Genomic DNA, 14,306 nt, shown 5'->3' on the forward strand with positions numbered 1-14,306 from the left:
GTCCTGCCCGAAACCTTCCGTGCCGCTATGTGTTGAGCCAAGGACAAAGGAGGATCCGATGGGCGAACTGATAGACGGCACCTGGCATACCGGCTGGTACGACACCAAGAAACACGGCGGCGCGTTCAAACGCGACACGTCGAAATTCCGCAACTGGATCACCGCCGACGGCAGCGCCGGGCCAAGCGGCGAAGGCGGCTTCAAGGCCGAGCCGGGTCGCTATCACCTCTATGTTTCGCTGGCGTGCCCTTGGGCGCACCGCGCGCTGATCTTTCGCCGCCTGAAGGCGCTGACGGACATGATCGACGTCTCCGTCGTCCATCCTCATATGCTGTCGGACGGCTGGACATTCGACACGGATTTCCCCGGCACCACAGGCGACAAGCTCTACGGTCTTCCCTTCGCGCGCGATATCTACATCCGCGCCGACCCAAACACGACCGGCCACGTCACCGTGCCGATCCTGTGGGACATCCAGCGCGAAACAATCGTATCGAACGAAAGCGCCGAGATCATCCGCATGTTCAACACCGCCTTCAACGATATCACCGGCAATGAAGACGACTACTATCCCGAGGACCTGCGCAGCGAGATCGACCCGGTCAACGACCGCGTCTATGACACGGTGAACAACGGCGTCTACAAGGCCGGCTTCGCCACGACGCAAAAGGCCTATGAAGACGCCGTCAAACCGCTGTTCGAGTCGCTTGACTGGCTGGAAGACATCCTGTCACGGCGCCGCTACCTTGCCGGCGACCGCGTAACAGAGGCCGACTGGCGGTTGTTCACCACGCTCATCCGCTTCGACAAGGTCTATCACGGGCATTTCAAATGCAATCGCGCCCGGATCGTGGATTACCCGAACATGTGGGGCTATCTGCGGGAACTCTATCAATGGCCCGAAGTGGCGATGACGGTGAACTTCGATCACATCACCCAGCATTACCACTACAGCCACGATACGGTGAACCCGCACCGGATCATTCCCATCGGTCCCGATCTCGACCTCACCGCGCCCCACGGGCGCGGCTGACAAGGCCGGTCACGCGGCGCGCCAATCCCCGGCTTCCGGCTCCGCACCGGCGTCTTCGCCATCGGCATTAGCTGCGCTTTCGGGCTTGCGCGCCTTCAGGCGGAACGCTGTCACCATTCCGTGCAGGGTTTCCGCCTCCGTCTTCAGCGCAGTCGAGGCTGCTGACGATTCCTCGACCATCGCGGCGTTCTGCTGTGTCACCTGGTCAAGCTGCGCGACGCTGGTGTTGAGTTCCGAAAGGCTGGTCGACTGTTCATTCGCTCCATTGGCAATATCGCCGATCAGGCCCGCGATGTTCCCCACGCGAGTGACGATGTCGGTCAGCGCGTCGCCCGCGCTGTTGACCAATGACACGCCATTCTCCACATGCGCGCCACCCGCACTGATCAAGCTCTTGATTTCGCGTGCCGAGTCCGCACTACGCTGCGCCAGCGCCCTCACCTCGGAGGCGACAACCGCGAAACCGCGCCCCGCATCGCCCGCACGCGCCGCCTCTACCCCGGCGTTCAACGCAAGAAGATTGGTCTGGAAAGCGATGTCGTCGATCACGCCGATGATCTGATTGATTTCGTCCGACGACTTCTTGATTTCGGACATTGCCCCTATCGCGTCACGCACGACCTCTCCACTGGTCTCTGCCTTGCCACGGGTCTGTTCTACGACCTCCTTGACACGCGTGGTGCCCTCGGCTGCCGATCGCACGCTGGACGTCATCTCTTCAAGCGCCGCGGCTGTTTCCTCCAGCGTGGCAGCCTGACCTTCCGTCCGTCGGGACAAGTCCAGCGACCCGGTGCTCAGCTCTTCGGCCCGCAAATGGATCTCCGTCGCATTCTCGGCCACCGCGCCGATCAGGTCGCGCAGGCTCCCGACCGTGGTGTTGAAGTCCTCCCGCAGGCTTTCATACTCGGGCGGGAACGGATCTTCGATCGTCTCGCTCAGGTCGCCAGCGGCAAGCATTTTCAGCCTATCGCGCAGAACACCGACAAGATCCTGCGCCTCCTGGCCTGCCCGCTGCGCCGCCTTCCGCGCAGTGTCCGCCTCTTCGGTCAGCCGCAATGCCTCGCTGCGCTGCTCGATCATCGCCGCGCGCCGCCGGTTCGCGTCCAGCATCGAAAGCGAAAGGATGCCGCCCTCGATAACGACGATTGTGCCATGTATGGCCGTGCGCATCACGTTGCTCAGCAGATCGGCCGAAGGGTAGACCATCGCCGGCAGCGCCAGCGTCAGGCCAAGGTGGTGCACCGCCGTCAGGCCGCAGGCCATGATCAGCACCCGTATACTGCCCATGGTAGACACCACCGCCAGCACGGCGAAGAACATCATATGGGTGTCGATCTGCCACGGGTGTCCGGCCAGCGCCGCCGTCAGCAGGGCCGATTGCCCCACGAGTCCCGCCGCCAACACGCCGCGCGCCAGCCCGCTGCGCACCCGATGCGCCAGCAGGCCCGCTCCGGCGAAACCAAGCGACAAAAGCATGAGCGGCAGGGCGGCGTTGCCGACGGCCCATGCAGCCGCCGCCGGTAGCGGCGTCATCAGCAGCAGCATAAGCACCGCGAATTTCATGCGCTTCTCACCGTGATCGCTATCGTACTCCGTCATGCCAAGCTCCCTGGAAACCGCAAATTGACGCCAGCGCCGTCGCGTCGAGAACTGCCCACGCCCCGCCCGCGACCGCGTCCGCCGGTCTGTCCAGCACGGCAAGCCGCGCCAATGGTGCCGCCACCAGCCCGATTTCCCTGCCTCCGGCCGCCGCGATGATCCGGCCCGGGTCCGCGCCCCATGGCGGCACCAAGACCAGCGCCGGCCACCCCGCCTGTGCGGGGCCGGACATCATCAAAGTCACGGGCAGCGTCGCCAGAAGCTGCACGGCGAGAAACCCTGCAAGGCAGGAATCGATGACAAATGACCGTCGCACATCGCGGGTTTTAGAGGTAGAATCCCTAACAGCAGGTTTAGCCGGCCGAAAAAACCGGCCACGCATTTGCATGGGGGAACGCAGGCCTGCAAAAACCCCGCCCGAATCCCTTGACGGCCTGTCCCAATGGCCGTAGACACGCGCAACGGAATTCAGGGCGCTGCCTATGGCGGTGCCCCTTTGCATTGAGTGGGTCCGCCCGTGCGGCCCGACAAACACGAGGATGAACCCATGTCGCGCCGCTGCGAACTGACCGGAAAAGGCCCGATGGTTGGCAACAACTCCAGCCACGCCAACAACAAGACCAAGCGTCGCTACCTGCCCAACCTGAACGACGTGACCCTGCAATCCGAAACGCTGGGCCGCGGCATCAAGCTGCGTATCACCGCCGCTGCCCTGCGCAGCGTCGACCACCGCGGCGGGCTGGACCGCTTCCTGGCCAAGGCCAAGGACACCGAGCTTTCGGACCGCGTACTGAAGGTCAAGAAAGAGATCGCCAAGGCCCAGGCCGCCAGCGCCTGATCGCCTTTCGGCATCCCACAAGACGAAGGCCCTGCCGTTTGGCGGGGCTTTTTTTTTGCGCACAGGGCGCCGGGTTGGGCGGGGCCCGGGCCAAGGTCGCGGCAAACAAACGAATGGCGCCTCGAGATCAGAGAACCGCAGCTGGCAATGGGTGCCTCAGGCCACCTGCGTGGTCCCGCCTGACTCCTGAAAACCCTGAAGTGTCGCCAGAGGGCCGCGCTCCGCGTGGTCACGGCACCGGTGAATTTCCTGTTGGTTGAGCGAATTCCCAGAAGGAAACATTCCCCGATCTCGACAGAGAGCGGTCTTAATTAGGCCCAACTGGAATCCCAAAATGCGCATAAACAGGGGCTTGGGTCTAAAATGGAAACAATACAGGTCTTTTTCGACAGTGTGATTGCGGCGCCGTTCAGCCTGAATGTGCGCTACTCCCTATTTTATCTGTGCTGCATGGTCGTGATCGCGTTCTTCATCTGGAAATACCAGGGAAGCAACGGCAGTTTCGTCAAGTGGCTTCTGCCGAAAGAGGTCTATCGACACAAATCCAACCTGCTCGACATAAAACTGTTTTTTGCCAGTCGCGTGTTCGCTTTTTTGGGCCTCTTCAGCGCGGTTTTCTTTCCGACGACAGTCGCCTACACGCTGTTGGTCAACCTGACCAGTGCGGATTTCACGCCACCGCCTATCACCTGGACACGGACCCTGGTTGTCACGTTAATCGTCGTGGTCGCCTCGGATTTTTGCAAGTACTGGGCACATCGGGCGCATCACGAATGGCCGTTTCTCTGGCCGTTCCATGCGGTCCATCATTCGGCAGATGTTCTGACGCCGCTGACGGTGCAGCGCGTCCATCCGGTCGAGCCGATCATACGAAACCTGCTGATGACCGTTCTGGTTGGGATCGTTCAAGGTCTGGCGCTCTATGCGTTTATCGGCCAGATCAACGTCACCACCATCGGCGGCGCGAATGCAGTGTACTTCATTTTCAACGCCCTAGGCGCAAACTTCCGGCACAGCCACATCTGGATAAGCTACGGACCGATCCTTGAACGGATCCTGATCTCCCCGGCGCAGCACCAGGTGCATCATTCCGTGGCGATCAAGCATCATGACAAGAATTACGGGTCCATATTTGCAATCTGGGACTGGATGTTCGGCACGCTTTACATCCCGACCGAGCGTGAAAAGCTGACCTTTGGTGTCTCCGACGGAACAGGAAAACCCGCCGATCAGCCCTATCCCACCCTGATTGCCGCGCTGGTCTCTCCTTTCAAGGAAAGCTGGCAGGCATGTGCCGCTCATATGAAAGCCAAACCCGGCATGACGCAACCGGTCAGTGCCGGCCTTCCAGCGATGACCACAGGGTTTTCACTCTGGCTCGATGTCCTTCGCGCTGCTGCGGCCTTTGCCGTACTCTTCGGCCACATGGCGCATATCCGGTTCACGCGCGGCGACTATTACTTTCTCAGGGAATGGAATATCGCCAGTGATGCAGTCGTCGTATTTTTTGTGCTGTCCGGCGTGGTGATCGCCTATGCCGCGGGCCGCGATCAGACTCTCGGGCGCTTTGCCTTCAACAGGATTACGAGAATTGCAACCGTCTTGATTCCGGCGCTGCTGATGACTTTGATCTTTGACGCCATCGGCACGCGTGTCAATATGACGGCCTATCCTGAGCGGTACTACCAAGCGTTGCCCCTTGGAGAGTTCCTGTGGCGTGGCCTGACCGTTACGAACCTGTGGACAGGGACAGCGGACTGGGTCCGTTTGGGGTCCAACGGTCCGATCTGGTCGCTAAGCTACGAGGTCGGGTTCTACCTGATCTTCGGCAGCATCATGTTCCTGCACGGTGCTTTACGCCTCGTGATACTGGCCACCCTGGTCCTGCTCGTCGGCCTTCCGGTTCTGGCATTGTTCCCGGCTTGGTGGCTGGGCGTGATGGTCTGGCGCAATGCCGAGGCCGCGACTGGATCCAGGCCGCTCCGCGCCCGATCCTGGCTGATGGCAATCGGCAGTCTCGCGGTTCTGGTGACGCTAAAAGCTTCGAACCTGCCGCAGTTCCTGGAATATGTGACATACACGGCCCTGCAACCGATGAGCCATCACGCGGTGCTGGTCTATTCCAACGAGGTGCTGTGGAATTCGATCATCGCGATCTGTATTGCGATCCATCTGGTCGGTGTGCGGCGTCTTGCGATGAACGCGCCCCAGCCCGAAGAAGGGCGGCTTGTCCGCGCCGTCCGCTGGGTCGCCGGGGGCAGTTTCTCACTCTACGTGATGCACTACCCGACACTGCACCTGCTCGATGCCACCTTGCCCGAAACCCTGCCGGCATACGACCTGTGGCTGCTGGGGCTAACGCTAACGGTATGCTTCGTCTTCGCGGCGCTGTTCGAGCGTACATTGAAACCGTTTCGGCTCTACACGAAAACTTTCGGAAACCGCATGGCCCAGGCCTTTGCTACCCCTGGGCAGACCAAGTCACCGATGTTGTGATCGCGGCCCGGTCGGCAGAATTGCCGCCTGACGCAGGTCAGACCTTGCGCGCGCGGCCATTGGCTGCAAGGCAGGCTGTTCGGGCCGTCTTTCAACCTTAAGGGCGCTCACCACGGATGGGGCGAGCCCTTCGCCTCAGCCGCCCACCGACGCCCGGATCGCCGCCATGTTCTGTCCGTAGACTTCCGGTTTCTCCACCGAACCACCCTTGAACACCGCCGAGCCGGCCACCAGCACATCCGCGCCCGCCTCCACCACCAGCGGCGCGGTCTCTGGCGTCACGCCGCCGTCGATCTGGATATGCACCTCGCGGTCCCCGATCATCTGGCGCAACCGCCGCGTTTTCTCGATGCCCGACGTAATGAACCTTTGACCGCCAAAGCCAGGGTTCACCGTCATCAGAACCACCATGTCCACCATGTCGAGCACGTATTCGATGCTCTCCAGCGGCGTGCCGGGGTTCACGCAAACCCCCGCCTTGCACCCCGCCCCGCGAATGGCCTGCAAGGTCCGGTGAATATGCGGCCCCGCCTCGACATGGGCGCTGATCATGTCCGCGCCCGCCTCGGCATAGGCGTCGATATACTGATCCACCGGCGCAATCATCAGATGCACGTCCATGAAGGTCGTCACATGCGGACGGAACGCCTTCACCGCCGGGGGCCCGAAGGTCAGGTTCGGCACGAAATGCCCGTCCATCACGTCCACATGCACCCAGTCCGCGCCCTGATCTTCCACCGCCCGGATCTCGGCCCCGAAATTGGCGAAATCTGCGGACAGGATGGATGGAGCGATCTTGACGGAACGGTCGAACGGCATGGCAGGCTCTCCTTGGGGTTTGCCCTGCTCTTGCGGCGTTTGGCGCACGCCGTCAAGCCTTACGCCGCCGGATTGCACCGCACCGCCATCCATGCAACCAATTGATCCCGCCATACCGTCAAGGGGGACCCGCGCCATGCTCGGCCAGATGCAGCACCGCCCGCTCAGGATCATCGACATCCTGACCTACGCCGCCGAAGCCTTCCCCGAACAGGGGCTGGTCTCGGTCCGTGACGAAGGCGACATTCACCGCACCACCTATCCACAGGCGCTGGCCCGTGTCTGCCAACTGGCCCACGCCCTCGACGCGCTCGGGCTGAAGACGGGCGACCGCATCGCGACGCTGGCCTGGAACGGCTACCGCCATTTCGAGCTTTACTATGCCGTCGCCGGCATCGGCGGCGTCTGTCACACGATCAACCCCCGCCTGCCACCCGACCAGATGCAGTATATCCTCGACCACGCGCAAGACAGCGCGATCTGCGTCGACATCAGCCTCGTGCCGCTCTTGGAAAAGGTCACCCTGCCCGAGGGCTGCCGCGTCATCGTCCTGACCGATGCCGCGCACATGCCCGACGCCCCCGACGGCGCCCTCGCCTACGAGGACCTTCTGGCGGACCAGCCCACCACCTACGACTGGCCCAGCTTCCCCGAGGAGACAGCCGCCGGCCTCTGCTACACCTCCGGCACGACCGGCAACCCCAAGGGCGCGCTCTATTCGCACCGCTCCACCGTCCTGCACGCGCTCCTGGTCATCGCCGGCCACCCGCAAAGCCTGCGCCACGGCGCCCGCGTCCTGCCCGTGGTCCCGCTCTTTCACGTCAACGCCTGGGGCATGCCCTACACCGCACCGCTGGCGGGCATGACCATGGTCATGCCGGGCCGCCACCTCGACGGGGCCAGCCTTTATGATCTGATGGACCGCGAAGAGGTCTTCTCCGCCTGGGGCGTGCCCACCGTCTGGGCCGGGCTACAACAGGAGATCGCCAAGCGCGGCACGCCACCCGACGGATTCAAGGACCTCGTGGTCGGTGGCTCCGCCGCCCCCCGCTCGATGATCGCCGCCTTCGAGAAAATGGGCATCAACGTCAACCAGGCTTGGGGCATGACCGAGATGAGCCCCATCGGCACCCGCGGCATCCTGCCAAGCCACCTTGCCGACGCCCCCCTCGAAGAACGAATCGACGCCAAGGTCGGCGCAGGCCGCCGCCTTTTCGGTGTCGAATTCAAGCTCAAGGACGACAACGGCACCCTCGTGCCGCACGATGGCGAAACCCCGGGCGAGCTCTTCGTCCGTGGCAGCACCGTGATCTCGGGCTACTACAACAATGACGACGCCACCGCCGCCGCCATGGACGACGACGGTTGGTTCGGCACCGGCGACGTCGCCACCGTCGATGACAATGGCCGCCTGATCGTGCGCGACCGCGCCAAGGATCTGGTGAAGTCGGGCGGCGAATGGATCAGCTCGATCGACCTCGAAAACGCCGCCATTTCACACCCGCTGATCGACACCTGCGCCGTCATCGCCATCCCGCATCCCAAATGGGACGAACGCCCGGTTCTGGTCGTGGTCCCGGCCGGTGACGAAAAGCCCACGCTGGAGGACATCCACACCCATCTCGAACCGCATTTCGCCAAGTGGCAGATGCCCGACGACATCCTCTTCACCGATGCCCTGCCGCTGACCGCGACGGCCAAGGTCTCCAAGCTGACCCTCCGCGAGCAATTTTCCGATTACGTCCACCCCGACCTGCGTGAGGGCGGCGCGTGAGCCTGCCCCTCGACACCGCCGCGCTGGAGGCGTGGGCCAAGACCCACCTGCCCGCCCTCGGCGGCCCGGTCACGGCCACCAAGTTTTCCGGCGGGCAATCCAACCCCACCTACCTTCTCGACGCGCCCACGGGCCGCTTCGTGCTGCGCCGCAAACCCCCCGGCGTGCTGCTCAAATCCGCCCATGCCGTCGACCGCGAATACCGCGTGCAAAAGGCACTGGCGGACACCGACGTGCCGGTGCCGAAGATGCACGCCCTCTGCGAGGACGACAGCGTGATCGGCTCGGCCTTCTACATCATGGACCACATCGAAGGCCGCAATTTCGACCAGCCGTCCCTGCCCGACGTCGCGCCCGAAGACCGCGGGCCGCTCATCGACGCCATGAACCGCACTCTCGTGGCCATCCATTCCGTCGATCTCGACGCCACCGGCCTTGCCGACTACGGACCCCCCGGCCACTACTGCGAACGCCAGACCGAGCGCTGGACCAAGCAATACCGCGCCACCGCGACCGAGGACATCGCCGAGATGGACGCCCTCATCGACTGGCTTTTCGCCAACATGCCCCCCGATGACGGCCAGCGCACGCTGGTCCACGGCGACTACCGCCTCGACAACCTGCTCTTTGCGCCGGACGCCCCCCGCGTCGCCGCCGTGCTGGATTGGGAACTGTCGACCACCGGCCACCCCTATGCCGATCTGGCGGCGGTCATCATGCAATGGTCCATGCCCGCCACGACCGAGGGGCGCGGGCTGGAGGGGATCGACCGTACCGCCCACGGCCTGTGGTCCGACCAGCAGTTCATCGACACCTATTGCGAAAGGCGCGGCCTCCCCGGTATTGCCGATTTTCACTTCTATCTCGCCTTCACCTATTTCCGCATGGCCGCCATCCTTCAGGGCGTCAAGAAACGCGCCCTCGACGGCAACGCGTCGGACCCCGACCGCGCCCTGAAACTGGGCGCCTACGTTCCCTTCTTCGCCCGCTCCGGGCTTGAGGCCGCCACCCAATGACCGACACGTTCGATCCCAACCTGCGCGAGGCGCCCTCGCCGCTCTCCGCAACCCTCGGCTTCGACATGACCGACTGGTCCGAAGGCTACGCCCGGGTCGAGGCCCCGCTCGCGCCGCACCTGATGAACCGCCAGGGCCTGCCCCACGGCGGCGTCTATGCGGCGATCCTCGACACCGCGATGGGCTTCTGCGGATGCTTCACCGGCGATCCGAAGGTCAAACAGAACGCGCTTACGCTCAGCATGACGGTCAACTACCTCGCACGCGCCACCGGCACGCACCTGGTGGCCGAAGCCCGCGTGACCGGCGGCGGTCGCTCGACTTTCTTCGCCAAGGGCGAGGTCCGCGACGACACCGGCACCCTCATCGCCGAGGCGACCGGCGTCTTCAAACTGCGCTCCCGGAAGTAACCGCCAACTCCGCAAGGTGGGGTTCCACGCCACCACCCGCACCCTACACACAAATCCCACGTCGCCCCTTGACCTTCCAGTCACTGGAACCCTTATCTCTGCGACATGACAACGCTTCGCCTAGAGATTGACGGCATGTCCTGCGCCGGCTGCGCGGGTCGGGCCGAACGCGCGCTCACGTCCCTTCCGGGCGTGGACACCGCGACCGTGAACTTCGCCACTCATAGCGCTCAGGTGTCGACCGGCACCGCGTCGCTCGACGCCATCACCGGTGCGCTCTCCTCCGCCGGCTACCCTGCCCGCACGGCGCAGACGACCCTGGCGATCGACGGCATGCACTGCGCCTCGTGCACGGGCCGGGTCGAGGACAGCCTGACCGCCATGCCCGGCGTCCTGACCGCCGCCGTCAACCTTGCCAGCCAGACGGCACAAGTCACCTACCTGGCGGGCACCACCACGCCCGCCGACCTCGCCCGCGTCGTCACGCAGTCCGGCTACCCGGCCCGCCCGTCCGAGGAAGACACGCCCGATCCCGCCGCCTCCCGCCGCGCCGCAGAGATCACCCATGCCCGCCGCATGACCCTGCTGGCCGGCGCCCTGACCCTGCCGGTCTTCGTCACCGAAATGGGCGGTCACCTGATCCCGGCCTTCCACCACTGGCTGCACGGCGCGATCGGCCAGACCCCGCTCTGGACCCTGCAATTCCTGCTCGCCACGCTGGTCCTCGCTTGGCCCGGACGGCAATTCCTGACCTTGGGTATCCCCGCCCTCCTGCGCGGCGCGCCCGACATGAACAGCCTCGTCGCCTTGGGCACGCTCGCCGCCTGGGGCTACTCCACCCTCGCGCTCTTCGCGCCGACTGTCCTGCCCCCCGGCACCGTCGCCGTCTATTACGAGGCCGCCGCGGTCATCGTCACCCTCATCCTTCTGGGCCGCTGGATGGAGGCCCGCGCCCGCGGCCAGACCGGCGCCGCCATCCGCCGCCTGATCGGCCTGCAACCCGACACCGCCCGCGTGATCCGTAATGGCGAAACCACCGAAATCCCCGTCGCGCAGGTCGGCGTCGGCGACAGGGTCCAACTGCGCCCCGGCGAGCGCATCCCCGTCGACGGCACCGTCACCGGTGGCACGTCCTACGTCGACGAATCCATGATCTCGGGCGAACCCCTGCCGGTCTCCAAATCCGACGGGCACGCCCTCATTGCCGGCACGATCAACGGCGACGGCGCGCTCACCATGACCGCCACCGGCGTCGGTCGCGACACCATGCTCGCCCGCATCGTCGCCATGGTCCAAGAGGCCCAGGGCGCCAAGCTCCCGATCCAGGCGCTGGCCGACAAGGTCGTACGCATCTTCGTGCCCGTGGTCATCGCCGTCGCACTCCTCACAGTCCTCGCATGGCTCGCCTTCGGTCCCACTCCCGCCCTCGGCCTTGCCCTGGTCGCCGGTGTTTCCGTCCTCATCATCGCCTGCCCCTGCGCCATGGGCCTCGCCACGCCCACCTCGATCATGGTCGGCACCGGGCGGGCCGCCGAGCTTGGCGTGCTCTTCCGCAAGGGCGACGCGCTCCAGACGCTGGCCGAGGCCCGCGTCGTCGCTTTCGACAAGACCGGCACGCTCACGATGGGCCGCCCAACCCTCACCACGCTGCACCTCACGCCCGGCTTCGACCGCGCCGAAACCCTCGCCGCTATCGCCGCCGCCGAGGCGCAATCCGAGCACCCCATCGCCCGCGCCATCGAGGCCGCCGCCCACGACGAAGGCCTCAATCTGCCCGCGGTCAAGGCGTTCAAGGCCATGTCCGGCCACGGCCTCTCCGCGACCGTGGGCCAACACGACATCCTGATCGGCACCGCCCGCCTGATGCAGATGCACGACATCGACACCGCACCCTTCAAGGCCAAGCTTGATGAGCTTGCCAGCAAAGGCGAGACGCCCGTCTTCGCCGCCATCGACACCCGGCTGGCCGCCTTGCTCGCGATCTCCGATCCCGTCAAGGACCAAGCAAAAGACGCAGTCCAGGCCCTGCACGACATCGGCCTCGAAACAGCCCTCATCACCGGCGACACATCCGCCACGGCCCACGCCGTCGCCACGCATCTCGGCATTGACCATGTCGAGGCCGAGGTCCTGCCCGGCGACAAGCGCGACACCATCGCCCGCCTGCAAGAGGCGCATGGCGCAACCGCCTTCGTCGGCGATGGCATCAATGACGCGCCCGCGCTGGCACAGGCCGATATCGGCATCGCCATGGGCACCGGCACCGACGTCGCCATCGAAAGCGCCGACGTGGTGCTCGTCTCCGGCAACCCCGCAAACGTGCTGACCGCACTCCATGTCTCGCGCCGCACCCTGCGCAACATCCGCCAGAACCTGTTCTGGGCGTTCGCCTACAACGCCGCGCTCATCCCCGTCGCCGCCGGCGCGCTCTACCCGATGACCGGCACGCTCCTGTCGCCCATGCTGGCGGCGGGCGCCATGGCGCTCAGTTCGGTTTTCGTGCTGACCAACGCCCTGCGCCTGCGCCGCCTGACCCCGGAGACCACGCAATGAATATCTCGCAGATCGCAGAGAAAACCGGCCTGCCGCCCAAGACCATCCGCTATTACGAGGAGATCGGCCTCATCGCGCCCGACCGTGGCGCCAACGGCTACCGCGTCTTCACCGACAGCCACCTGCACAAGCTGGCCTTCCTGGGCCGCGCCCGCGCCTTGGGCTTCTCCATCGAGGATTGCCGCACGCTGCTAGCCCTTTACGAGGACGACACCCGCGCCAGCGCCGACGTCAAATCCATCGCTCGCCAGCACTTGAAACAGATCAATGAGAAAATCTCGCAACTGCAATCCATGGCCGACACGCTCGGCCACCTTGTCGAGTGCTGCGCCGGCGACAATCGCCCCGATTGCCCGATCCTGAACGACCTCGCCCGCCACTGAGCACCAGAATTTTCGCACGAAAATTCTCCCCCAATATTATTCCTACGAATAATCTCTCACAGCTCCGCGCCTGCCTTCCATTCCCCCCACTTCATCGTCGCATTCGCCCCGATATAGGTGAACGGCAGCGGCGGCAGGCGTGATGGCTCCCCCTGCGCCATGACGTGTTCCGCGATTTCCGAGCGGTACCCCGAGGCCAACTCCGCCATCGCCATCCCGTGCAGCGTACCCCGCGCCGTCCCCAGCCCGTTCTGGCAACAGGCCGAGAACAGCCCTTCTTCCACCTCGCCCAGCGCCGGCGCGCCGTTCCAGCTGAGGCACAGCCGTCCACCCCAGCGATACTCCATCTCGGCACCCGCAAGCTGCGGAAACCGTGCCGCGAACGCCGTGTCATGCGACCGGCCCATTGCCGCTACTCGCCTTTGGGAAATCTTCAGCGACGGATCATAGGTCACACGGTTGCGCATGATGATCCGCGTGCCGCCCGTGCCACTGATCTTGCGCACCGTGCTGCCCATCGGGTCCGCCGGTGTCAGCCCCCAGCGTTCCGCGCCAAGCCGGGCAGTCTCGCTGTCAGTCAGCGGCCGCGTCATCGAGGCATACAGAAACAGGTGCAACAAGCGTCCCGTGAATTGCCCGAAACTCTCCGCATGACCATTCACCGCCAGTATTACCTTCGGCGCCGTCACACGGCCCCTGGGCGTCACCGCAACCCAATCGCCCTCGCGCCGCAGCTCGGTCACAGGCGACTCCTCGCAGATGCGCACCCGGTTGCTGGCCAAACCCTTTGCCACGCCCCGCACGAACAGCGCCGGCTGGATCATCGCCGTGCCGGGCGTATAAAGCCCGCTACGATAATACTCCGATCCGGTCATGTCCCGCATCGCATCGGCATCCAGCAACTCATGCGCCTCGCCCATCGCTTCAAGATGCGCGGCATAATCAAGGTTGTGGCGATGCCCTTTCTCGCTCGCCGCCGCGTTGGTCTTGCCCGACCGCGTAAAGGCTTCCGCGCCCAGCCCGAACGCCTCCGCCATCTCTCCGGCAAAACCGATGGCCGTCCGGTTCATCCGCGTCTGCCTGACGTCCTTCTCCAGCGCCCCGCCGTAATCCTGCGACGACAGGTCATGCGGCAAATCGATCATGAAGCCCGAGTTGCGGCCCGCCGGCCCTTCCCCGATTCGCTTGGCTTCCAACAGGACGATCCGAGCCTCCGGGTGCAGCTGGCTCAACCGCCGCACGGCCGCCAGCCCGGCGAACCCGCCGCCGATCACGAGCCAATCCGCCGTCATCGCCGAATCCAGCGGCTTTGCAGGCTCCGCTTCAGGCAGGATCGCGTTCCACCCGGTCACACCCGGATCACACGGCAACTGGCGCACCTTCAT

Annotated in this window: 12 protein-coding genes; 8 read left to right on the plus strand and 4 right to left on the minus strand. The window is 64.7% G+C overall.

The features are described from left to right. The first annotated feature begins 58 nt into the window (after positions 1 to 58). Complete coding sequence (locus tag FIU86_RS16630; protein WP_152476105.1) at positions 59 to 1,033, plus strand: glutathione S-transferase family protein; 975 nt, start codon at positions 59 to 61, stop codon at positions 1,031 to 1,033. A gap of 9 nt (positions 1,034 to 1,042) precedes the next feature. On the opposite strand, the gene FIU86_RS16635 is transcribed toward FIU86_RS16630, so the two are convergent. Together FIU86_RS16635 and FIU86_RS16640 are read right to left on the minus strand one after the other, a co-directional pair. Next, positions 1,043 to 2,632, minus strand: a complete 1,590-nt coding sequence (locus FIU86_RS16635) for a methyl-accepting chemotaxis protein (RefSeq protein WP_152476106.1) — start codon at positions 2,630 to 2,632, stop codon at positions 1,043 to 1,045. Beyond that, the gene (locus FIU86_RS16640; RefSeq protein ID WP_254703865.1) at positions 2,616 to 2,900 is read right to left on the minus strand and encodes a hypothetical protein; all 285 of its coding nucleotides are present in this window, start codon (positions 2,898 to 2,900) and stop codon (positions 2,616 to 2,618) included. The genes FIU86_RS16635 and FIU86_RS16640 overlap by 17 nt, the downstream gene beginning before the upstream one ends. A gap of 279 nt (positions 2,901 to 3,179) precedes the next feature. Here FIU86_RS16640 and rpmB point away from each other — a divergent pair, with 279 nt between their 5' ends. Beyond that, entirely contained in the window at positions 3,180 to 3,470 is a 291-nt protein-coding gene (gene rpmB / locus FIU86_RS16645; RefSeq protein ID WP_103764807.1) for a 50S ribosomal protein L28, read from the plus strand. 393 nt (positions 3,471 to 3,863) lie between these two features. After that, positions 3,864 to 5,966 (plus strand): sterol desaturase family protein, encoded by a 2,103-nt coding sequence (locus tag FIU86_RS16650; RefSeq protein ID WP_172977533.1) that lies wholly within the window; start codon positions 3,864 to 3,866, stop codon positions 5,964 to 5,966. 135 nt (positions 5,967 to 6,101) lie between these two features. Here the strand turns inward: FIU86_RS16650 and rpe are convergent, their stop codons facing one another. After that, on the minus strand, positions 6,102 to 6,785 hold the full coding sequence (rpe, locus tag FIU86_RS16655; protein WP_152476109.1) for a ribulose-phosphate 3-epimerase: 684 nt from the start codon (positions 6,783 to 6,785) through the stop codon (positions 6,102 to 6,104). Between the two features lie 136 nt (positions 6,786 to 6,921). Here rpe and FIU86_RS16660 point away from each other — a divergent pair, with 136 nt between their 5' ends. The 5 genes from FIU86_RS16660 to cueR all read left to right on the plus strand — a co-directional run bounded on the left by FIU86_RS16660 (position 6,922) and on the right by cueR (position 12,921). Further along, positions 6,922 to 8,559, plus strand: a complete 1,638-nt coding sequence (locus FIU86_RS16660) for a long-chain fatty acid--CoA ligase (RefSeq protein ID WP_152476110.1) — start codon at positions 6,922 to 6,924, stop codon at positions 8,557 to 8,559. A gap of 2 nt (positions 8,560 to 8,561) precedes the next feature. Continuing rightward, positions 8,562 to 9,575 (plus strand): phosphotransferase family protein, encoded by a 1,014-nt coding sequence (locus FIU86_RS16665; RefSeq protein WP_254704027.1) that lies wholly within the window; start codon positions 8,562 to 8,564, stop codon positions 9,573 to 9,575. Then, positions 9,572 to 9,985 carry a PaaI family thioesterase gene (locus FIU86_RS16670; protein ID WP_152476112.1) on the plus strand — a complete coding sequence of 138 codons (414 nt, stop codon included), beginning with the start codon at positions 9,572 to 9,574 and terminating at the stop codon, positions 9,983 to 9,985. Before FIU86_RS16665 ends, FIU86_RS16670 begins: the two co-directional genes overlap by 4 nt. 105 nt (positions 9,986 to 10,090) lie before the next feature. After that, on the plus strand, positions 10,091 to 12,538 hold the full coding sequence (locus FIU86_RS16675; RefSeq protein WP_302848752.1) for a heavy metal translocating P-type ATPase: 2,448 nt from the start codon (positions 10,091 to 10,093) through the stop codon (positions 12,536 to 12,538). Then, positions 12,535 to 12,921 (plus strand): Cu(I)-responsive transcriptional regulator, encoded by a 387-nt coding sequence (gene cueR / locus FIU86_RS16680; protein WP_152476113.1) that lies wholly within the window; start codon positions 12,535 to 12,537, stop codon positions 12,919 to 12,921. The genes FIU86_RS16675 and cueR overlap by 4 nt, the downstream gene beginning before the upstream one ends. Before the next feature lie 56 nt (positions 12,922 to 12,977). Here cueR and FIU86_RS16685 read toward each other — a convergent pair whose 3' ends face one another. After that, complete coding sequence (locus tag FIU86_RS16685) at positions 12,978 to 14,306, minus strand: FAD-binding oxidoreductase (protein WP_152476114.1); 1,329 nt, start codon at positions 14,304 to 14,306, stop codon at positions 12,978 to 12,980.

This window comes from Roseovarius sp. THAF9, assembly GCF_009363715.1.
Lineage (GTDB): Bacteria > Pseudomonadota > Alphaproteobacteria > Rhodobacterales > Rhodobacteraceae > Roseovarius.

Excerpts from the sequence above, each read along its gene's own strand:
- FIU86_RS16630 (WP_152476105.1), top strand. The coding sequence starts at position 59 with ATGGGCGAACTGATAGACGGCACCTGGCATACCGGCTGGTACGACACC.
- FIU86_RS16635 (WP_152476106.1), bottom strand. The coding sequence starts at position 2,632 with ATGACGGAGTACGATAGCGATCACGGTGAGAAGCGCATGAAATTCGCG.
- rpmB (WP_103764807.1), top strand. The coding sequence starts at position 3,180 with ATGTCGCGCCGCTGCGAACTGACCGGAAAAGGCCCGATGGTTGGCAAC.
- rpe (WP_152476109.1), bottom strand. The coding sequence starts at position 6,785 with ATGCCGTTCGACCGTTCCGTCAAGATCGCTCCATCCATCCTGTCCGCA.
- FIU86_RS16660 (WP_152476110.1), top strand. The coding sequence starts at position 6,922 with ATGCTCGGCCAGATGCAGCACCGCCCGCTCAGGATCATCGACATCCTG.
- FIU86_RS16670 (WP_152476112.1), top strand. The coding sequence starts at position 9,572 with ATGACCGACACGTTCGATCCCAACCTGCGCGAGGCGCCCTCGCCGCTC.
- FIU86_RS16675 (WP_302848752.1), top strand. The coding sequence starts at position 10,091 with ATGACAACGCTTCGCCTAGAGATTGACGGCATGTCCTGCGCCGGCTGC.
- cueR (WP_152476113.1), top strand. The coding sequence starts at position 12,535 with ATGAATATCTCGCAGATCGCAGAGAAAACCGGCCTGCCGCCCAAGACC.
- FIU86_RS16685 (WP_152476114.1), bottom strand. The coding sequence starts at position 14,306 with ATGAAGGTGCGCCAGTTGCCGTGTGATCCGGGTGTGACCGGGTGGAAC.